At 64.5% G+C, this 19,755-nt stretch carries 15 protein-coding genes; 7 read left to right on the top strand and 8 right to left on the bottom strand.

What is annotated here, in order from left to right; all coding sequences use genetic code 11:
* The first annotated feature begins 358 nt into the window (after window positions 1-358).
* From WD430_RS02665 to WD430_RS02635, 7 genes are all read left to right on the top strand, one after another.
* A complete protein-coding gene (locus WD430_RS02665; protein ID WP_339104485.1) occupies window positions 359-4,477 on the top strand; it encodes an ATPase, T2SS/T4P/T4SS family in 4,119 nt (1,372 codons plus the stop codon).
* A complete protein-coding gene (locus WD430_RS02660) occupies window positions 4,474-6,561 on the top strand; it encodes a type II secretion system F family protein (RefSeq protein ID WP_339104484.1) in 2,088 nt (695 codons plus the stop codon). Before WD430_RS02665 ends, WD430_RS02660 begins: the two co-directional genes overlap by 4 nt.
* A gap of 2 nt (window positions 6,562-6,563) precedes the next feature.
* Entirely contained in the window at window positions 6,564-7,106 is a 543-nt protein-coding gene (locus tag WD430_RS02655; RefSeq protein WP_339104483.1) for a hypothetical protein, read from the top strand.
* Window positions 7,107-7,110: 4 nt separating this feature from the next.
* Entirely contained in the window at window positions 7,111-7,773 is a 663-nt protein-coding gene (locus WD430_RS02650) for a hypothetical protein (protein ID WP_339104482.1), read from the top strand.
* A gap of 68 nt (window positions 7,774-7,841) precedes the next feature.
* Window positions 7,842-8,324, top strand: coding sequence for a hypothetical protein (locus tag WD430_RS02645; RefSeq protein ID WP_339104481.1), 483 nt, complete (start codon window positions 7,842-7,844; stop codon window positions 8,322-8,324).
* Window positions 8,321-8,815, top strand: a complete 495-nt coding sequence (locus WD430_RS02640; protein WP_339104480.1) for a hypothetical protein — start codon at window positions 8,321-8,323, stop codon at window positions 8,813-8,815. The genes WD430_RS02645 and WD430_RS02640 overlap by 4 nt, the downstream gene beginning before the upstream one ends.
* Entirely contained in the window at window positions 8,812-9,615 is an 804-nt protein-coding gene (locus WD430_RS02635; protein ID WP_339104479.1) for a hypothetical protein, read from the top strand. Before WD430_RS02640 ends, WD430_RS02635 begins: the two co-directional genes overlap by 4 nt.
* A 35-nt stretch (window positions 9,616-9,650) precedes the next feature.
* Here WD430_RS02635 and WD430_RS02630 read toward each other — a convergent pair whose 3' ends face one another.
* From WD430_RS02630 to cheY, 8 genes are all read right to left on the bottom strand, one after another.
* Complete coding sequence (locus tag WD430_RS02630) at window positions 9,651-10,880, bottom strand: hypothetical protein (protein ID WP_339104478.1); 1,230 nt, start codon at window positions 10,878-10,880, stop codon at window positions 9,651-9,653.
* A 76-nt stretch (window positions 10,881-10,956) separates the two neighbouring features.
* On the bottom strand, window positions 10,957-11,811 hold the full coding sequence (locus tag WD430_RS02625; RefSeq protein ID WP_339104477.1) for a protein-glutamate O-methyltransferase CheR: 855 nt from the start codon (window positions 11,809-11,811) through the stop codon (window positions 10,957-10,959).
* Window positions 11,808-12,329, bottom strand: coding sequence for a chemotaxis protein CheD (locus tag WD430_RS02620; RefSeq protein ID WP_339104476.1), 522 nt, complete (start codon window positions 12,327-12,329; stop codon window positions 11,808-11,810). Before WD430_RS02620 ends, WD430_RS02625 begins: the two co-directional genes overlap by 4 nt.
* Window positions 12,326-13,582 (bottom strand): chemotaxis protein CheC, encoded by a 1,257-nt coding sequence (locus WD430_RS02615; protein ID WP_339104475.1) that lies wholly within the window; start codon window positions 13,580-13,582, stop codon window positions 12,326-12,328. Before WD430_RS02615 ends, WD430_RS02620 begins: the two co-directional genes overlap by 4 nt.
* Window positions 13,579-14,184 (bottom strand): chemotaxis protein CheC, encoded by a 606-nt coding sequence (locus WD430_RS02610; RefSeq protein ID WP_207287719.1) that lies wholly within the window; start codon window positions 14,182-14,184, stop codon window positions 13,579-13,581. Before WD430_RS02610 ends, WD430_RS02615 begins: the two co-directional genes overlap by 4 nt.
* Window positions 14,185-14,218: 34 nt before the next feature.
* The gene (locus WD430_RS02605; RefSeq protein ID WP_339104474.1) at window positions 14,219-18,061 is read right to left on the bottom strand and encodes an Hpt domain-containing protein; all 3,843 of its coding nucleotides are present in this window, start codon (window positions 18,059-18,061) and stop codon (window positions 14,219-14,221) included.
* Complete coding sequence (cheB, locus tag WD430_RS02600) at window positions 18,054-19,256, bottom strand: chemotaxis-specific protein-glutamate methyltransferase CheB (protein ID WP_339104473.1); 1,203 nt, start codon at window positions 19,254-19,256, stop codon at window positions 18,054-18,056. The genes WD430_RS02605 and cheB overlap by 8 nt, the downstream gene beginning before the upstream one ends.
* The gene (gene cheY, locus WD430_RS02595; protein WP_008896351.1) at window positions 19,253-19,615 is read right to left on the bottom strand and encodes a chemotaxis protein CheY; all 363 of its coding nucleotides are present in this window, start codon (window positions 19,613-19,615) and stop codon (window positions 19,253-19,255) included. Before cheY ends, cheB begins: the two co-directional genes overlap by 4 nt.
* Window positions 19,616-19,755 lie beyond the last annotated feature (140 nt).

The raw sequence follows: 19,755 nt of genomic DNA, 5'->3' as shown, positions 1-19,755 counted from the left end.
CACCGTTCTCTGTCGGGCACGGAAACCTCGGCCGTTCTCGCTGCCATCGGTTTCTGCGACTCATTACCAGGCAGATACTGGCGCCGAACCCATAGCTGTTCTCCCGAGCGGACGGCCACAGTCGAGAGTCACCGCGGGAGAGACGCCTCTGCGTTATGAAAACGCGATGTGATCTCACAATATACGCAGTTTAGATATGAAAAGAGGACCATCTCCGAGAGTGATAGTAATGTGAATGAACGTCTGGGATCGAGTCGACATCTGCGGATACGACGGTAACGGAACTGTGTACGGGAGATTATCAGAAGTGGTAATGTATGGATGAATTTTTTGAAGGATGAGGGTTTGGGTGAAGTCAATGGCTATTGACGAGGCCGACCAGTCGGATGCCGGGGACTTTTCTGAAGGGGAGGCATCCGAGTCTGCGTCGGAGGAGAACCGATCTCACGGGTCAGGCGGCGATTCGAACTCGAACGAGGGAGTTCGTGTCGGCGAGTACACGTGGGAAGATTTCATGGAAGAGTACGGATACGGCGACGACGCGTCGGTGCTGTATCCCGACGATCCCGTCGAAACGGAACCGGACGACCAACTGGGGTTAGATACCGACGAGGGACCCGAACACGAGGTTCCGATCGGCGACGACTGGAACCAGGTCGAGTTCGATCCCGAGTCCTACCTCGGTTACCACCCCGACGATCTGGAATCGGCCGTCGTGCCGACCGCCGGCGACAACGCCGAGGAGCTCTGGGACGTCTTTCTCGACTACGCGGATCCGGAGACGACGCCGGTGGTCAAAGACACCTGGACCTGGGAGCACTACAAGTGGGAGTACTACTACGAGGACGACGGCTCCCGACCGCGGGACGGCGACGGCGAGATCGTCCGCCACGACGAGGAGGAGGCGCTGGGCTTCGATCCGGAGACGTTGGAACAGCGCCTGTACGCGGCCGACGAGGCCGCGATGGAACTGGACGAACTCGTCGACGAGCGAACCGTCGACGTCCAAGAGGATCTCGACGAGGACGAGTTCTTCTCGACGGCCGCGGGCAACACGACCGTCACCAACCGCTACGATCTGGAAAAGGCCGTTCCACTGGACAAGAAGACCCACTTCCGGGAGGTCGAGCGCTACTGGGTGAACAAACCCTACGCCTGCGTCGTCATCTTCCACTCCGAGAAGGAAAACGAGAAGAAGTACTACCTGATCGAGCCCTATCTGACCGAGATCGAACTGGAGCTTCAGGAGTTCCTCTCGGGCAAACTGCGAACCGCGATCAAGTACTCCGACGAGGGGATCAAGGAGAAGGCGACCGAGGACGGCCGTCGGACGGTCATCGAGGACGAGACCCGACAGCTGCTCAAACGGTACGATCTCTTCGAGAAGACCTCCGGTGCGTCCCAGGAGAGCGTCCTCGATACGCTGCGGAATCTCCTCGACGACGACGAGGACGACGCCGACGACGAAGACGCCGGTCCCGAGCCGCTCGAGGGGCTCTCCGTCCGACCGGAACCGGCGATCCTCGAGGACGATCCGGACACGTTAAGCGAGTATCAGGTCGAGAAACTGCTCTACCTGCTCAAGCGCAACTTCATCGGCTACGAGCGCATCGACGGGATCAAACACGACATCAACGTCGAGGACATCTCCGTCGACGGCTACAACTCGCCGGTCTTCGTCTATCACTCGGAGTACGAACAGATCATCTCGAACGTCTACCACGGCGAGGACGAGCTCGACGACTTCGTCGTCAAACTCGCCCAGCGCTCCGGGAAGGGGATCAGCAAACGGCTGCCGCAGGTCGACGCCACCCTCCCCGACGGATCGCGTGCCCAGTTGACCCTGGGGAAGGAAGTGTCCGACCACGGGACGAACTACACTATCCGTCAGTTCAAGGACGTCCCGTTCACGCCGATCGACCTCATCAACTGGAACACCTTCTCGCTCGACGAGATGGCGTTCCTCTGGCTCTGCATCGAGAACCACAAGAGCCTGATCTTCGCTGGCGGTACCGCGTCCGGGAAGACGACCTCGCTGAACGCCGTCTCCCTGTTCATCCCCTCGAGCGCGAAAATCGTCTCCATCGAGGACACCCGGGAGGTCGAACTCCCGCAGCGAAACTGGATCGCCTCCATCACTCGGCCGTCGTTCGCCGACGACGAACAGGGCGACGTCGACGAGTTCGACCTGCTCGAGGCCGCACTGCGCCAGCGGCCCGACTACATCGTGATGGGTGAGATCCGCGGTGAGGAAGGTCGGACGCTGTTCCAGGTCATGTCGACCGGTCACACCACCTACACGACCTTCCACGCCGACTCCGTCGACGAGGTGCTCAAGCGGTTCACGACGGACCCGATCAACGTCTCGAAGACGATGTTCACCGCGCTGGACCTCGTCTCGATCCAGACCCAGACGCGAGTCCAGGGGCGGAAGGTCCGCCGGAACAAATCCCTGACGGAGATCAACCACTACGAGGCCGAGCACGACGAGATCAACGTTCAGGACGTCTACCAGTGGCAGGCCGAGACCGACGAGTTCCTCAAGATGGGGGACTCGAACACCTTAGAAGAGATTCAGTTCGACCGCGGGTGGAGCCGCGAGAAACTCGAGGAGGAACTGTTCAAACGCGAGGTGATCCTCGCGTACCTCATCAAGAACGGACTCAACACGTACGCGGAGGTCGCCGCCACGGTCCAGGCGTTCATCAACGATCCCGACACGATCCTCACGCTCATCGCGAACGGCCAACTCGAGGACAGCCTCGAGGACCTCCGGGAGATGGAGAGCGTCCTGATCGACGTCGACCCGGAGAAAGAGGAGCTCGTCCCGCGACCGGACGCGACCGACGAGACGTACAACATCTCGATGGACCTCCTGGAACGCGCCGAGGAGTCGCTGTTCGAGGAGTACCGCGGCAAAACCCCGAGCGGACTGGACAGCACTCTCGGAGAGACCGAGCCGGAGGAGACGATCGAAGTCGACAGCGCCGACGCCGACGAGTTCGACTTCGCCGGCGACGTGGACGAGTCGGTCGAGGACGACGAGTGGGAGCTCGGCGACGGCTCGACCGCGTTCGACGCCGGCGAGGACGCCGGGGAACCGGCGTGGCTCAGCGACGATACCGGCTTCGATATCGGCGGCGACGAGGGCGGTGGCGCCGCCGGCAGCGCCGGAACGGCCGCGAGCGCGGGCGAGGAGACCGCCGCCGAGTCGGTCGACGACGGAACGGCTGTCGCGACGGCCGGCGACGGAATCGCCGGCGACTCTCCCGAGCTCGGCACCGGGGACGGGACGACCGACGAGTTCGAGACGACCGACGAGACGAGCGGCGACAGTGGCCCGCCTGCGCCGACGGCGAGCGCGGAACCGGAGTCCACACAGCCAGCGGCCGAAGGGCCAGCGGCCGACGACACGGAGACGACCGTCATGCCGACGGACGACGCCGACGATGCGGATCTCGGTGGGCTGTTCGACGACATGGGCGACACCATCGATACCCTCGACGCGGACGGCCAGCCGGAGTCGGCGGAGTCGGCCGCGGAGACCGACGCCGGCTCGCCGGCCAAGCCCGACACGTCCGGCTTCGATTCGATGTTCCCCGACGACAATCTCGAGTCGATCTTCGACCCCGAATCGGACGCTGAGACGGCCGGCGACTTCAGCGATCAGTTCGAGCCGGTCGAGGACGGACTCGAGACCGCCGACGGAACCGACGATGCACCGACGATCGACCTCGGGGACTCGGCCGACGACCCCGCCGCGACGAACGACGCCCCTCCCGAAGGAGGTGACGAGTCGGAAGCGGACGCCGAGTCGTCGAGTATCATCGACGACGGCAGCGACGATGGAATCGCTCTCGAGAGCTCCGACAGTATCGTCGCTAACGAACCGGTCGACGACTCGACGGAATCGGGCGCTGCGCCCCAGTCGGCCGAACGAAGCGAAGCTGCCGAGCCCCTCGATGGCGACGACGCTCCGGTCGATCGGCCGGCCGGCGACGAACCGACGGAAATCACGGCCGATCCCCCCGGTGAGGATAGCGACCGACCGGCGGAGGCGGAGACCGAGTCGACCGACGACGGCGACTCTGGCGAGGACAGCACACCCGTCGCGGCCGATAGCGACGATATCACGGAGCGCACACCGGCCGAGAACGATGCCGGTACGGAGACCGCTGAAGGCAGTACGGAGACCGACGACCACAGTACGGAGGTGGAGGCTGACAGCGCCGAGACCGCGGGGACCGACGGCGCCGAGACCGACGACTCGGAGTCGATCTTCGGTAGCGAATCCGATTCGATCTTCTCCGACGACTCGGCGGTCGACGACGCCGACGACGGATCGCTGTTCGACGACGAACCGACGCAGGCCGAGACGGACGATTCCATCTTCGAACCGACCGCGACCGAGGAAGATCGGCGGACGGGCGGCGACGAAACCGATCCGACCGACGATAACGAGGATAGCGACGCATGAGCCTCCAGACCGACAGCAGCGGCGGCGGTTCCGGCGGGCTCTCGGGGGGTTCCGACGTCCTCGGCGAGACGTTTTATCCCCTGTACGATCGGTTGTTCAGCGACGACAGCGAGTTCGCCGGCGACGTCGAGACGAAACTGGCCCAAGCCCGGATGACCGATACGGTCGAACTCTACCTCTCCCGGGCGCTGGGGATCGGCTTCATCAGCGGGATGGCGCTGTGGCTGCTGGGACTGCTGCTCGGCTACACGCTGTTCGTCACCGGCATCATTCAGGTCGACGAGATCATCGGATTCCCCGTCAGCAGCGACCTGGTGCTCCACATCATCGAGACGCTCCGGATCCCGGCGTTGGTCTTCACCACCGGGCTCGTCTTCGGCTCGATCGGATTCGGCATCGGCTTCGGGTCGCTGGTCGCGATCCCCTACTCGCGCGCCTCGACCCGCAAGCGCGAGATCAACATGCTCCTGACCGACTCCGTCTCGTTCATGTACGCGCTGTCGGTCGGCGGCCTGAACCAACTCGAGATCATCGAGGCGATGGCCCAGGCCGACGACACCTACGGCGAGGTCGCAATGGAGTTCCAGAGCATCGTCAAGGAGACCGAGTACTTCGACATCGACTACCGGACCGCCATTCGAAAGCAGGCCCTGGAGACGCCCAGCGACGAACTCTCACAGTTCCTGACGGACATGCTCTCGATCGTCAACAGCGGCGGTGACATGGAGAGCTTCCTCGAGGACAAGAAGGAAAAGCACATGCGGACCGCCAAGCAGGAACAGGAGCTGACCCTCGAGACCCTCGAGCTGTTCGGCGAGATGTACATGACGCTGTCGCTGTTCCCGCTGCTGCTGATCATCATCATGGTCGTCATGCAGATGATCCCGCAGGCGAGCGTGACGAACACGATGCTGTACATGACCGTCTACGCCCTGATCCCGATGACCGGGATCGGCTTTCTCGTCATGGTCTCGACGGTCAAACAGGACGAGCCGGGTGACGGCTACCTCTCGATGGGGGACACCGACGAGCGCCTCGAGAACCAGGGCGAGCAGGGCCTGCTCGACCTCGGTCTGATCGAGAAGTTCACGGGCGAGCACAGCGTCTTCGACCGGATCAAGAACCGCGAGGGAACCTACGAGACGGTGGAGGTCCTTCGGAATCCCCACCTCTTCTTCCGAGACAACCCGCTGTTCACGCTCGCGCTGACGGTGCCCGCGTCGCTCGTGATCGTTACGACGGCGATGATGAACGGATCGGCACCCACCTCGTGGGACGGCCTCCTCGAGAACGCCGTCTGGGGGACGTTCATCTACGTCTACGTCCCGCTGTACGTCATCGCGATCCCCCTGGCGGTCTTCCGCGAGTGGAACGTTCGGTACCGCAACTCCGTCGTCAGTCAGCTGTCCGAGGACCTGCGGAAGCTCTCGAGTTCGAACGACACCGGACTGACGCTGCTCGAGTCGCTGAAGGCCGTCTCGGACACCACGAGCGGGAAGCTGGCCCGCGAGTTCGAGATGATGCACACGAAGGTCAACTACGGGACGAGCCTGAAGCAGGCGCTCATCGAGTTCAACAACAAGTACCACATCCCGCGACTGGCCCGGACGACGCGGCTGATCACCGAAGCTCAGGAGGCCTCGAACCAGATCTCCGACGTGCTCCGGACGGCCGCCCGCGCCAGCGAGAACCACGACGACATCGAGCGCGAGCGCAAGTCACGCACCCGGATGCAGGTCGTGATCATCATCATGACGTTCATGACGGTGCTCGCGGTGATCGCGATCCTCAAGACGCAGTTCATCGACACGATGGCCGGGCTCGGAGAATCGACGGCCGGCGCCGAAACCGGTAGCGGTGGCGGGGCAGGCGGTGCCGGCGGCGGCGGACTCTCGGACGCCAATCTGAGCGAGAACATCGACGTGAATATGCTATCGGTGTTGTTCTTCCACGCCGTGACGATGCAGGCGATCCTCTCCGGGATCATCTGTGGCTACATCCGCGATGCGGACCTGTTGAGTGGACTGAAGTACGCCGTCATACTGGCGACGATCGCGCTCGTCGGGTGGACACTGGTGGCATAACCATGAGCCGAAACCGTACTCGAACCGACCGCGACCGGCGCCCGAAGACGGTGTCGATCTCCCTGCGCGAGCGCGGCCAGACGACACAGGACTTCGCTATCGGGATCGGCGTGTTCATCCTGGCGGTCGCCTTCGTCTTCTCGTTTCTGCCGTCGATCCTGACGCCGTTCGACTCGTCGGTCTCCGGCGGGCAGACGGCCCAGGCCGATCGGGTCGCGGACCGAGCCGTGCACAATCTGTCGACGGAGGCCGGACCGGAGAACGAACTCGACGGTGCTGCGTTCGAGTCCTTCGTCAACGACAGCGATGGGTTGTCCGAACGACTCGGCCTCAGGGAAGACCACGCCCGCTACGATCGAATCAACGTCCGTCTCGAGCCGCTCAACGAAAGCGAGAGACTCGGAGCGGAGTGGGAGGTCGGTGACGGGTACGACAATCAGTCGGCGGCCAGCTCCGCCCGAATCGTCACGTTTGCGGACGGCTCGTTCGACGGTAACGAACCGAACTGTGACCCAGCCTGCCGACTCGTCGTGAGGATGTGGTGAGACGATGCGAGAGACTACCCAATCCGAAACCGAACGCGGACAGGCCTACACCCTCGAGGGGTTCGTCTCGGCGATGATCGTCCTGATGGCGGTCCTGTTCGCGCTGCAGTCGGTCGTCATCACGCCGACGACCGGGGGGCTCGCCGATCGGACGACCAAGGCCCAGCTCGAACAGGAGACACAGGACGCGTTAGTCATCAGTGCGACGGCGAACGAGAGCGAGGGGAAGCGCGATCTGACGACGCTCGTCCGATACTGGAACGACTCGACCGACGAGTTCCACAACGCGAGCGAGAGCGACGTGGAGTTCTACTACGACGCGTCGAACGGCACGGAGCTCTATCAGGAGTTCGTCCTCGGCGAGGTGCTCACGGATCGGTTCACCGATCGCGGACTGAGCTACAACGTCGAACTCGTCTATCAGGACGAGCGCGGCGAGTTCGATACCGAGAACAGCACGCATCTCGTCTATCAGGGCGAATCAGAGGCGGTGATCTCGAGTTACACGGTGACGCTGCTCGAGTCGGACAATCTGACGGCCCCTAATAACGAGGACATTCCGATCAGGGAGGCACACGAGGACGGTAGGTATCCGATTCCGCCGGCGACCGGGGAAGACGAGTCTGAGATCTACAACGTCGTGGAGGTGCGCGTCGCAGTATGGTAACTGACAGAACTCGCGGCCGACGAGGCGGAGACGGTGATCGATCGGACGACCGACGGGACAGGGGACAGGTGATCCTCATCGGCGCAGTCGCGCTCGCGTTCATCGTGTTGGGTGTGGTGGTCGTCTTCAACGGCGTCCTCTACACCGAGACGTTATCGTCGGCCAACACCGGTCAGAGCGCGAGCAGTGCCGAGGCGACCGAACTCGAGGTCAGGCAGGGAATCGGCTGTCTGATCGCGGAATACGAAGGCAATCAGACGGCTAACGATGAGCTGCTAAACGAGAGCGGAGTGATTACCTCTTCGTCAGTGGAATCGAATTTAGCAGACGAGATCGAGAATTACTCGACGCTGTATCGGAACGCGACGGCTCACTCGCAGCCGACTGCTGTGCACGTCGAAATCAACGACGAAGACGATCTGATCGATAAAATCACCGTGGACGCCGATGAGGTCGATATCGAGAATGTGACCGTCACGGTTTCTTTCGATTCGAACGACCAGAGCTACGATCGGACAATAGCCATCAGTTCCGAGGGGTGTCCATCGTGATCCGCCGACCCGACCGCACGTCCGACCGCGGGCTGTCGATCGCGCTCACCCACGTCCTGACGATCGGGATCACGACGATCCTCATCGCCATGCTGCTGCTGGCCGGCAGCACGATGCTTGACTCCGAGACCGAACGATCGACCGAGACCGCCCTCGAGACCGTCGGCGAGCGACTGGCGGGCGATATCGACAACGTCGATCGGATGGCCAACGACAGCGACGACGTGTCGCTCGTCTCCGACCGACCGCGGACGGTCGCGAACTCCGGGTATACCGTCACGACGCTGTCGGCCAGTGACTGTGCAGACCGGGCTCCGCTACTCGACGACTCGAATCCCTGCCTCGAGTTGGACGCCTCGAGCGCTGACGTGACCGTTCACGTACCGATCAGGGTCGACAACGGGATCGAAACCGGAACGTCCGTTTCGGGTGGCTCGCTCGAGATCACCTATACGGGTGGCGACATCGAGATCACGGAGGCGGACCGATGAGCGATCGACGATCCGGCCCGACGCTCCAGGTCGGACTCGGTGGCGACGACCGCGGGGTATCCGAAGTCATCGCGTTCATCCTCACCTTCGCGATCATCCTCGGCTCGGTCGGCCTGCTGTACACGACCGCGTTCGGGGCGATGATGGACTATCAGGAGGCCGAACAGGATACCAACGCCGTGCGCGCGATGGATTCACTGACGGACAACTTCAACGAGGTGCTGCGGAACAACGGCGTCAACCAGCGATACGGGGAGCTTTCGCTGCGGGACGGGCGAGTCGCGACCGGGGACGGCGGGACGAAGCTGAATATCACGATACACCGAAACGGCAGTAACGAGACGCTCGGGATCAGTGACGACCGGTTCGTCGGCTACGGTGACGGCGTCACCGCCGAACTCGGCGAGTTCGCCTACGAATCGGACGCCGGTTCGATCGCGTACGAGGGCGGTAGTCTCGTTCGCGGGGACGAGACCGGGAGCGTGGTCCTCCGGGAGCCACAGATACGGTGCAATCCGGGACGGAACACAGCGATCATCTCGCTGGTCGCCGTCTCGGCCGAGGACCGCTCGATCCAGACCAGCAGCGGACTCGGAATCGCGATGACCGTCGAAAACCGCAGCAGTAAGGTCTATACTGGCGTCAACAACGTGACGATCGAGACCGAGGGCGACGCTGCATACGAGGACGCGTGGACCGACATCCTCGCAGGATGGAACGGGGACGATGGGAGATGCGGTGACTTCGGGGGCGACGGCCGCGTCGTGGTCACGCTCGTCGAAGCCGATATCGAGTACTGAGCGAACGGACTCGAGTCGTCAATTCTATTCCGTCGTTATCCCCAGTCGCCGGTCAGCATCGCCCGGAGCCCGGCTCGAGCCACCAGCGCCTCGACGCGATCGGCTCGGTCGCCGGCGTCGCCGGCGGTCTCGAGGTAGAGCCCGTTCGAGAGCTTCCGGGGAGCGGTCATCGAGGTCCCGTCGGGATGCGTCGGGGACTCGTTGAGGACGGCTCGAGCGTCGTCGCCGTCCTCGGGACTCCACGGGACCGTCACGCCGGAGAGGCCGCGCTCGAACAGGTACTCCGCGGCGCTGACGAGCGCCTGATCGGACTGCGAGTGACCGATCGCGCCGATCGACCCGCGTTCGTTGAAAAAGCGGACGACGTACTCGCCGTCGTCGGCATCGTCGATATCAGCGGTATCGTTCTGTTCGGGCCTCGAGGCACCTGCGCGAGCGGCGTCGCCGTCGGCCGCGCTCGGTCGTGACTCGCTATCGTGTGCGGCGCCCGCGTCACCATCGGCCCCGGTTTCGTCGGTCGGAGTCGCCTCGTCCACTCGCTGGGCGGCCTCGCTCTCGTCGCTCGAGGCGTCGGTTTCGGAGAACTCGAACGAAACGTCGGCGCCGCCGGCCTCGAGCTCGCCCGACACGGGCCGCTGTCCGTCGTCGGTGAAGGCGGCGACGAGCCGCTCGACGAATCGGTCGGCCGCGGAGTCGAACTCCGACCGGTAGGCGTCGCTCCGATCGGTCACGGCCGTCAGTTCGTCGACGATCGACTCGACGAGATCGTCGCGTGCGACGGCGAGCTGGCGAGCGACGAACGGCCGAGCGTGGCGCTCGAGTCGCTGGCCGACGGTCTCGCGCGTGTAGTGGGCGAGCGCCGACTCGTGGTCGGGCAACGCGGGGAGTCGACAGGCCAGCCGGTCGGCGTCGGTCGTCCCGGCCAGCAGGAGGTAGTCTCGACCGTCCGTGTAGATCGCGCGGTCGATCCCCGTCCACGCCATCGTCTCGAGGAGGGACACGGCGCGGTCTCGGTCCAGCGACTCGCCGTAGGGTTCGACGGCGACCAACAGGGCGGGGACGCCGTCGACGGCGGTGACGTACTCGAGTCGCGTGCCGTCGACGGTCGGATCGCGCAGACAGCTATCGGCGTGAACGTCCCAGCCGAGCGTCTCGAGGAGGGGGTCGACGAGCCAGGCGCGCGTTTCCCGGCGCGTCGCGGGCGGCGCGGACTCGACGAGCGCCCGAGCGCGACCGACGAACGCGTCGAGATCGAATGCACTCATCTCGACTCCCCCTTCGCGGCCCCGATATGTAAGCGTCGGTGTGTGTCGCAGCGACCGGAAGGGTCGGCTCGCGGCGCTAGAGGCCCTGGTTCGACTCCGGCTGTTCGCCGGTCAACGAGGTCGTCTCCAGCGCCTCTCGGTGATAGATGCGAAGCCGAGCGTCGCGGACGGTAAACGCGGATTTGAGGTTCGGCGGGATCGTCTCGGCCTTTCCGATGACGAGGTATCCCTGCCGTCGAAGCGATCGGGCGATCGTCGCCAACATCGACTGCTTGTACTCGTTGTCGATGTAGATAAACAGGTTCCGGCAGATGACGAGATCGAACCCGGTCTTAGGTTCGTCGTTGATCAGGTCGTGGCGTTCGAACGCGACGTTCCGCTTGACGTCGGAGTCGATCCGGTAGGTTCGACCGTCCCGCTGGACGTACGCGGAGTAATCGTTGAGGTAGCCGAGCTGATCGGCGAAGTCGACGGTCCGCGACTCCTCGTAGACGCCCGATCGAGCCGTCTCGAGCGCGGGTTCGCTGATATCGGTCCCCAGAACCCAGACCGACGACTCGTCGATCTCGGGGTCGTCGCGGGCGAGCATCGACACGGAGTAGGGCTCTCGTCCGTCGGCACAGGCTGCGCTCCAGACCCGGACGGTCTCGTTGGTCGCGGTCAGCCGTCGCAGGACCTCGCGGATGCCGTCCCAGACGTCGGGGTTGCGAAAGAAGCCGGTGACGTTGATGCTCATCGCCTCGAGCAGCGCCGTCTGTTCGTCGGGATCGTTCCGGAGCGTCTCGAGGTACGTCGCGTACGTCTCGGACTGGGTCCGGCGCATCCGCGAGGAGACGCGTCGATCGAGGTAGCTGTCGTTGTAGTGGCTGGTCGCGAAGGAGAGTTCGTCCTCGACGAACGCGAGGAGTTCGTCGAACGCCGCGTCGCTCATAGCTCCGTCACTCCGTTCTCGGCGCTTTCGCTGGCCGTTTTGACGACGAGCCGACCCGTTCCGGGCGTGAACTCGACGGTACGGCCGTACTCGCCGCCGACGTCTTCGGCGATCAGTGGAACGCCGAGTTTCTCGAGTTCCTCCTTGGCGGCGGCGATGTTGCGCTCACCGACGCCGTCGCCGAAGCTCTCGAACTCGAACATGTCGCTGCCGCCGGCGATCTTGGCCTCGACGGTGGTGTAGCTGGCGCCCTGCTCGACCATCCGTCGCAACAGCGCCCGAATCGCGGTGTCGGCGTACTTGCCGGGTTTCCGATCGCTGTTGTCGGCGGCGTCGCCGTCGGGGAGCATGATGTGGGCCAGCCCGCCGATATCGCTGCCCGGATCGTACAGCGCGATCGCGAGACAGGATCCCAGCCCGTAGGATTTGAGCGTATCGTCGCCGTCGCTGACGACCAGTTCGGAGATTCCGACCTGGACCGGCGTCGGCGCGCCCGGTTCGGTTCCGTACGTCTTCATGAGTTGTTGACTTCCTGGAACTCGGCCGTCGTCGGCGTCTCTTCGATCCGATCGACGTCGAGGTTGTTCAGCGCGCGTTCGAGGTCGGATTCGTCCGGGATCGCGTACACCTCGCAGTCGAACTCCCGGCCGTCGGCCACGACGACCGTATCGAAGACGAACGCGAACTCCTGGTTCTCCCCGAGCTGGATGATCACGGGATCGACGGCGGCGGCGCCCATGTCGTGGATGAACTCCGGCGTCGAGTGGTCGATCGTCGTATCGAGGACGTTCGCCCAGCCGTCGAGGAAGCCGCTGGCCATGATGTTGCCCAGTTCCTTGATCGCGCTGGTGCCCATCTCGCCGAAGCCGTCCTCGTCGACCTCCATCGGGACCATCGCGTCGACGATCTCGTGGGCCGACTCCTCGTCGAACAGGAAGAGGAGATAGCCGCTGGGCATCCCGTCGAACTCGAAAGCGACGCCGACGAGTTTCTCGTCGGCCACCTGTTCGGGGATCGCCTCGAGCGAGACGAAGTTCAGCCGACGGATCTCGACGCTGGTGTCGATACCGGTCAGCGTCGTCGCCGTCTTGGCGACCTCCTCGGCGCCGCGTTCGGCCATGCGGTCGAAGCCGTCGAGTTTGTCGTACTCGATGCCGCCGCTGGTGCGCAGGCGGTCGAGCAGCGCCGACATCGACTCCCGTTTCGGGAAGAGGTAGTGGCTGAAGCCGACTTCGGTGCCGACGGTCTCGATCTGGCTCTGGAAGAGCAAGGCGAGGTCGTCGTCGTCGGGCGCCTCGTTGACGTCGCCGAAGAAGGGTTCGGCCGTCGCCCCCTGAACGAACTCGGGCGTCGAGACGTCGATAACGGTCTCCAAGACGTCGGCCCAGCCGTCGATGAAACCGCTGTTCATGATGTGGCCGACCTCGGTCGCGGCGCTCCGGGTCATCTCGTCGAACTCGCCGTCGTCGACGTCTATTTCGGCGTCGTCGGATTCGGCGAGCAGCGTCTCGACGATTCGGAACGCGTTCTCGCGTTCGAAGACGATCATCGAGTAGCCCTCGATGGCGCCGGTGAGGTTGACTCGCACGCCGACTTTCTCCGTCGAATCCTCGAAATCCCGCTGGATCTCTCGGCCGCGCATGAAGTTGAGTTTCGTGACGCCGACTTGCGTTTCGACCCCGGTCATGTGGGTCAACCGACCCGCGGCCAGTCCGGCGCCCTCCCGGGCCATTCGGTAGAACGTCCCGAGTGCGTTGACGTCGAGTTTCATGCGTGCTGGACTTCGATGCCGTTGACCATTTCGACGAACTCCTCGAGGTCGGGGAACGCGTAGATCTCGGCCTCGATCTGGTAGCTCGGGACGGTCAGGTCCGAGTCGAAGAACAGTGCGAGATCGTCGCCGCCGAGCCCGGCGGTCCGGGTGACGATCTCTCCCGTCGGGGCGTAGACCAACTGCGGAGCGGCGATGTCGATCGCGCGCCCGAGCACGTCGGCCCAGCCATCGATGAATCCGCTGGCCATCATGTTACCCATCTCCTCGACGGCGCTTCTGGCCATCTTGCCCGAGACGTCGGACATGTCGTCGACGACGTCGCGGAGCATGATCGCCGTGATCTTCTTCGCGCTCGCCTCCGGGAAGAGGATGAGGATGTGGCCGTGCGGCGGATCGAGCAGCCGAACGCGAACGCCGACGCGCTTGCCCGAGTCCAGCTGGGACTCGATATCGTCGACGTCGATGAAGTTCGTCTTCGTCACCTCCATCTGGGCGTCTTCGCCGGTCAGTTTGCTCATGTTGTCGGCGACGCCGTTCGTCCCGACCTTCGCCATTTCGTTGATGAAACTCAGCTTCCGAATATCGACCATTAGCGTCATGGGTTCCTCCGTGGGTGTGGGTAGTCGTTGATTGTCATAGTGATGTCACGTCTAGAATGTTGACCACTTCCCCCCGTCCTCGCACTGTCGCTCCGCTGAGTCCAGGAATGTCGCTCATGAAGCCTTCGAAGGGCTTGACGACGACTTCCTGTTGGCCGTACACGTGGTCGCAGTGCAGCGCGACCGGCCTGACCTCGTCGCGGATTCGAACGACCATTCCGTCGCCGTTGGCGCCGTCCCGCGGCGTCTCGAGCGTGTCGTCGAGTTCGATGACGGAGTAGGTGGTATCGCCGTCGGTGAGGACCGATCGTCCGTCGACGGTCTCGAGGGCGGCGGCCGGTTCGATGTCCTGGACGGCCTTCGTCGGCAGGCCGAACTCCTCGCCGCCGCTCTCGACGAACAGGACGTCGTCGATCGCGACCGACACCGGCAGCGTCATCGTCACGGTCGTCCCCTCGCCGGCGTCGCTGTCGATCGCGACCGTCCCGTCGAGGTCCTCGATCGTCCGCTTGACGACGTCCATCCCGACGCCGCGGCCGCTGACGTCGGTCACCTCGTCGGCCGTCGAGAGGCCGGGATGGAAGATGAGTTCGTACGCGTCGTCGTCGGACATGTCGGCGACCTCGTCATCGGAGCGGACGCCGGCATCGACGGCTTCGGAGCGAAGCCGATCCGGATCGAGGCCGCTCCCGTCGTCTTCGACGGTGATCGTCACCTGATCGCGAGACCGATCGGCGTGAACCTCGACGGTCCCCTCGCGCGGTTTATCGGCCGCCTCGCGCGCTTCCGGCGGTTCGATCCCGTGGTCGACGGCGTTGCGAACCAGGTGGATCAGCGGGTCGCCGATCCGATCGAGGATACTCCGGTCGAGTTCGACGTCCTCGCCGGTCATCTCGAAGGCGACCTCCTTGTCCTGATCGCGCGCGATGTCGCGGACGACCCGCGGCAGTCGGCTCGCGACCGTCTGCAAGGGGACCAGTCGGATGTCCATCACCGTCTCCTGGAGGTCCGTCGTCAGGTCCTCCAGGTCGTCGAGTTCCGCCTCGAGCGCGTCGGTCGCTTCGCCTTCCGTCGCGGCGTGGCGGAGCCGAACGCGGCTCGTGACCAGCCCCTCGACGAGGGTCAGCAGCGAGTCGATCTGTTCGATGTCGACCCTGACCGACTGGATCTCGTCGGTCTGCTGGTCGGCGTCCGGTCGGTCCGAGGGCTCCGGAATCGTCAGGTCGGGACTCTCGAAGGACGGTTCCTCGATCCGGCGAACGACATCGTCGGTCGATTCGTCGCCGGCGTCGGCCCCGGCCGCGTCGTCGAACGACGGCGCGTCCGCGCTCGAGTCGGTCGTCGTCTCGCTGCTCTCGTCGCTGAACGTGTCGTCGAAGCCGTCGACGTCGTCAACGGACTCCGCTTCGGCGTCGGCCGCGGCAGCGACGTCGTCGAAGTCGTCGTCCGGCGACCCGAACTCGGTATCGAACGACTCGTCCGCGAACGGATCATCGTCCGCGGACGAGTCGTCCGCTCCGAAGGCACCGTCGTCCGTGTCGGTGGCGAACGAATCCTCGTCTGCGAACGGATCGTCGTCCGCGAACGGATCGTCGTCGGCAGCAGCGAACGGGTCGTCAGTCGACTCGTCGGCCGACGCCGTCGAGCCGAACTCGTCCTCGACAGTCGTCTCGAGTGCGTCGTCGGAATCGCTCTCGGCGTCGGCCGCGGTCCGTCCTTCGGCAGCGGGCTCGGCCGTAGCGGTATCGTCGACGGTCGTCTCCTCGAGGTCAGCAGTCGTCTCGTCGAGATCAGCGGTCGTCTCCTCGAGTTCGTCGGCCGCTTCCTCGAGTTCAGTACCTGCCTCGACAGATTCGTCGTCCGTGCCGTCGGTCTCGGCAGTCGCATCGGCCGTCTCGACGTCGGCCGGATCGGCATTCGGCTCGGCCGCGATACCGTCGCCGTCGTCATCCGACTCCGATTCCGGTTCCGATCCGATAGCGTCGTCCGACGCCGGCGGCGTCGACGGGTCGTCGTCGACCGCGGATTCGTCCGGCAGCGCCGCGCCGTCCGTCGGCGCCGCGTCTCCGTCCTCGTCGGCGAGATCGCTTTCTGCGGCAGCCGAGGACTCGAGTCCGTCGTCGACCGCGTCGGTCGACGGTTCCGTATCGGCTTCGACCGGTTCCGATTCGGTGGTCGGCTCCGGTTCCGTGGCCGCTTCGACGGTGTCGTCCGTCGACGGCTCGTCGACCTCGTCCGTCCCGTCCTCGGGATCGATGTCGGAATCGACAGTCACCGACTCCGGATCGACCGGGTCCTCCTCGGCCGTCTCGTCGGCGGACGCCGGTTCGGATTCGGACGGCTCGACTGCCGAGCGTCCATCGTCGTCTGTCGCCGCGTCAGTGGGTGCGTCGTCGCCGCCCGCGAACAGGTCGTCGAGGTCGTCGTCCGTCGCCGCGTCAGTGGGCGCGTCCTCGTCGTCCGCCAGCAACTCGTCGACGTCCTCGTCGGCCACCGTCTCGGCGGGCGCTTCTTCGTCGCCCGCCAGCAGCTCGTCGAGGTCGTCGTCCGTTACCGTCTCGGCCGCTTCCGATTCGCCCTCGTCGCCGGCGTCGACCAGAATGTCGTCGACGGCGTCGTCGGTCGGTTCCGGTCCCGCGAGGAACGTGTCGTCGGCGTCGGCGTCCTCGCCGAGGAGTTCGTCCATATCGACCTCGTCGTCGTTGTCGAACTCGTCGAACTCGAGCTCCTCGAGTTCGTCCTGGAGTTCGTCGAAGCCGACCATCTCGACCTCGTCTTTGAGTTCGTTGAAGACGGCGTTGGCATCGTCGACGTCGTCCTCGTCGGAGTCGGCCGACGCGTCGTCGGCCGGCTCGGACGCATCGTCGTCGGAAGCCGCCTCGTCGCCGTCGTCGACGTCGATCGGGTCGACCGCCGGCTCGCCGAGTTCGCCGTCGATCTCGAGTTCGTCGTCGTCGAGGAGGTCGTCGAACGAGCCGGCCTCGCCCATCTCCTCGAAGGCCTCGAGTTCGTCGTCGTCGACGTCCTCGACCATCTCGTCTAAGTTGTCGAACTCGTCGAACTCGTTGAGCAGATCGTCGACCTCGAGGTCCGCGGCGTCTTCCGCGGAGAGATCGTCGCCCGGTTCGGCGGCCGCGTCCGAGTCGTCGGTGCGGGCGTCGAACCGGTCGCTGATGTCGACGAGTTCGAAGTCGGCGACCTCCTCGACCGGCTCGAGACCGGACGTGATCGCGGACTTCCCGACCGCGCTGCCGAAGACGGCGTCGAACGTGCCGGGGTACTCGCCGGCCTCGATCTCGTCTCGCGACGGCCGAGTACCGATCAAATCGAACGCGTCGATCAACGCGTCGACGACGAGTGTGCCGCTGTTGACCCCGTCGCGTTCGGCGATCGCGAGCCGTACCAGGTAGGCGCGGTGGTCGTCGTCGGCCGGCGGATCGAACCGCTCGACGACGGCATCGATCTCGTCGCTCGAGGGCGTCGTGATCACGGCGGGGCCGCTGCCGTCCTCGAGCTGGTCCCGAAGGGCCGCGATCGTCGCGGACGGATCGGTCTCGATCTCGCCGTCGGCCGCGACCTCGTCGATCATCGTCTCGAGTTCGTCGACGGCGTCGAAGACGACGTCCATCAGTTCGGGCGTCACTTCGAGGTCGCCTCGTCGGACGGCGTCGAGCAGATCCTCGATCGCGTGAGCGAGATCGCTCGCCGACTCGAGTCCCATCGCGCCACAGTTACCCTTGAGCGTGTGTGCGACGCGGAAGATGTTCTCCATCGCGTCGTCGTCGGTCGGATCACGCTCTAGCGTGAGCAACGCGTTGTTCAGTTCCGTAATTCGTTCTTCGCTCTCCTGAACGAAGTCGGTTAGATAGTCAGTCATCGGTCTCACCGTCCGTATCGAACGCGTCGACGATCGCCTGAACGAGATCCGGGGCGGGCGCGATTTCGTCGACACAGCCCGTTTGAATCGCCTGACAGGGGATGCCAAAGACCGGACTCGTCGCTTCGTCCTGTGCGATGGTCCGTCCGCCAGCGGCGTGGATCGCTTCGATTCCGTCCGCCCCGTCCCGTCCCATTCCGGTCAGGACGGCGCCGCAGAGCGGATCAGTGACCCGCTCGGCGGCCGTTCGCATCGTCACGTCGATCGCCGGACGCACGCCGTGAAGCCGCTCCCCGTCGTCGAGTCGGACGCGGAGGCGCCCGTTGACGTTGCTTCGGACCTCCATGTGGGCGTCGCCGGGAGCGATCACCGCCTCGCCGGGACGGACGGATTCGCCGTCGGCGGCCTCGCGGACGTCGTACTCGCTTCGCGTATCGAGCCTCTCGGCGAAGCGCTCGGTGAAGCCGGCGGGCATGTGCTGGACGACCAGCACCTTCGCATCGAGCTCGATCGGTACCTGTTCGAAGAGCCGTTCGACGATCTTCGGACCGCCGGTCGAGGCGCCGAGGACGACGGTCGGATCGGCCGCGTAGTCGCCCTCGAGTTCGACCGGCGGAAAGTCGTCGAGTTCGGTCCCGGTGCGACGACCGACCGCCGGACCGTCCGGCGATGCCCGGGGACCGCCGCCGGATCCGACCCGCGTATCGCTTCCGGAACCGGCGACCGCCCGGCCGGTCGCGGCCTCTTGATTTGATCTCGTCGCGTAGGCGGCGGCCGAGGCGCGGGCGAGTGCGATCGACGAGACGTTCGCGTCGGCGAGTTCGTCGACCTTCGCGACGACGTCGTCGGTCAGGTGCGAGACGGTTCGCCCGTCGGCTCCGTCCGGTTTGTGAAGGAAATCGACGGCGCCGCGCTCGAGCGCGTCGAGCGTGGCTTCCGTGCCCTCCTCAGTGTGGACGCTGAGCATGAGAATCAGCGTCGGATTCGTCGCCATGATCCGCTCGACGGCATCGATACCGCCGAGCTCCGGCATTTCGACGTCCATCGTGACGACGTCCGGGTCGTACGCCGCCACCGCTTCGATCGCTTCCGAACCGTTCGTGGCCGTCTCCACGTCGTAGCCAGCCTCGGTAAGCGCGTTGCCGATGACTGTCCGCATAAACCCCGAGTCGTCGACAACGAGTACTCGCGTCATGCAGCGGCGACGTCGGTGAGGGCCTTTCTGACGCTGGGTTCTTCGAACGGTTTCGTAACGTAGCCGTCCGCACCAGCCTTCACGGCGAGTTTCATTTTCTCACGCTGTCCGACACTCGTACACATGATAACTCGGGCGTCCGGATCGATCTTCTTGATCGCCGCGGTCGCCTTGATGCCGTTACACTTGGGCATCACGATATCCATCATGACGATATCGGGGTCGTGTTCTTTGTACAGTTTGACTGCTTCGGCGCCGTTGGACGCTTCTCCGAGAATGCGGTAATCCTGTTCCAATATCTGGCGCAGTAAGTTCCGCATAAAATGAGAGTCGTCCACGATGAGCACCCCTGTCGACATTCAGTAGTACACCAACCGCTGATAGAAATACAACTACCATAAATGCTGTCTCTCGATTATCAGTCATGATAATTGACGTGTTCCGGACGGTGAAGCCGCTCAGAAGACGACGTCGTCGACCCCGGTAGACTCCGTATACC

The organism is Haloterrigena sp. KLK7, from assembly GCF_037914945.1.
In the GTDB taxonomy this organism is placed as follows: Archaea; Halobacteriota; Halobacteria; order Halobacteriales; family Natrialbaceae; genus Haloterrigena; species Haloterrigena salinisoli.
The sequence above is the reverse complement of the archived record's forward strand: the minus strand, read 5'-3'. Positions and strand labels throughout refer to the sequence as shown.

Excerpts from the sequence above, each read along its gene's own strand:
- WD430_RS02665 (WP_339104485.1), top strand. The coding sequence starts at position 359 with ATGGCTATTGACGAGGCCGACCAGTCGGATGCCGGGGACTTTTCTGAA.
- WD430_RS02660 (WP_339104484.1), top strand. The coding sequence starts at position 4,474 with ATGAGCCTCCAGACCGACAGCAGCGGCGGCGGTTCCGGCGGGCTCTCG.
- WD430_RS02655 (WP_339104483.1), top strand. The coding sequence starts at position 6,564 with ATGAGCCGAAACCGTACTCGAACCGACCGCGACCGGCGCCCGAAGACG.
- WD430_RS02650 (WP_339104482.1), top strand. The coding sequence starts at position 7,111 with ATGCGAGAGACTACCCAATCCGAAACCGAACGCGGACAGGCCTACACC.
- WD430_RS02635 (WP_339104479.1), top strand. The coding sequence starts at position 8,812 with ATGAGCGATCGACGATCCGGCCCGACGCTCCAGGTCGGACTCGGTGGC.
- WD430_RS02630 (WP_339104478.1), bottom strand. The coding sequence starts at position 10,880 with ATGAGTGCATTCGATCTCGACGCGTTCGTCGGTCGCGCTCGGGCGCTC.
- WD430_RS02625 (WP_339104477.1), bottom strand. The coding sequence starts at position 11,811 with ATGAGCGACGCGGCGTTCGACGAACTCCTCGCGTTCGTCGAGGACGAA.
- WD430_RS02620 (WP_339104476.1), bottom strand. The coding sequence starts at position 12,329 with ATGAAGACGTACGGAACCGAACCGGGCGCGCCGACGCCGGTCCAGGTC.
- WD430_RS02615 (WP_339104475.1), bottom strand. The coding sequence starts at position 13,582 with ATGAAACTCGACGTCAACGCACTCGGGACGTTCTACCGAATGGCCCGG.
- WD430_RS02610 (WP_207287719.1), bottom strand. The coding sequence starts at position 14,184 with ATGACGCTAATGGTCGATATTCGGAAGCTGAGTTTCATCAACGAAATG.
- WD430_RS02605 (WP_339104474.1), bottom strand. The coding sequence starts at position 18,061 with ATGACTGACTATCTAACCGACTTCGTTCAGGAGAGCGAAGAACGAATT.
- cheB (WP_339104473.1), bottom strand. The coding sequence starts at position 19,256 with ATGACGCGAGTACTCGTTGTCGACGACTCGGGGTTTATGCGGACAGTC.
- cheY (WP_008896351.1), bottom strand. The coding sequence starts at position 19,615 with ATGTCGACAGGGGTGCTCATCGTGGACGACTCTCATTTTATGCGGAAC.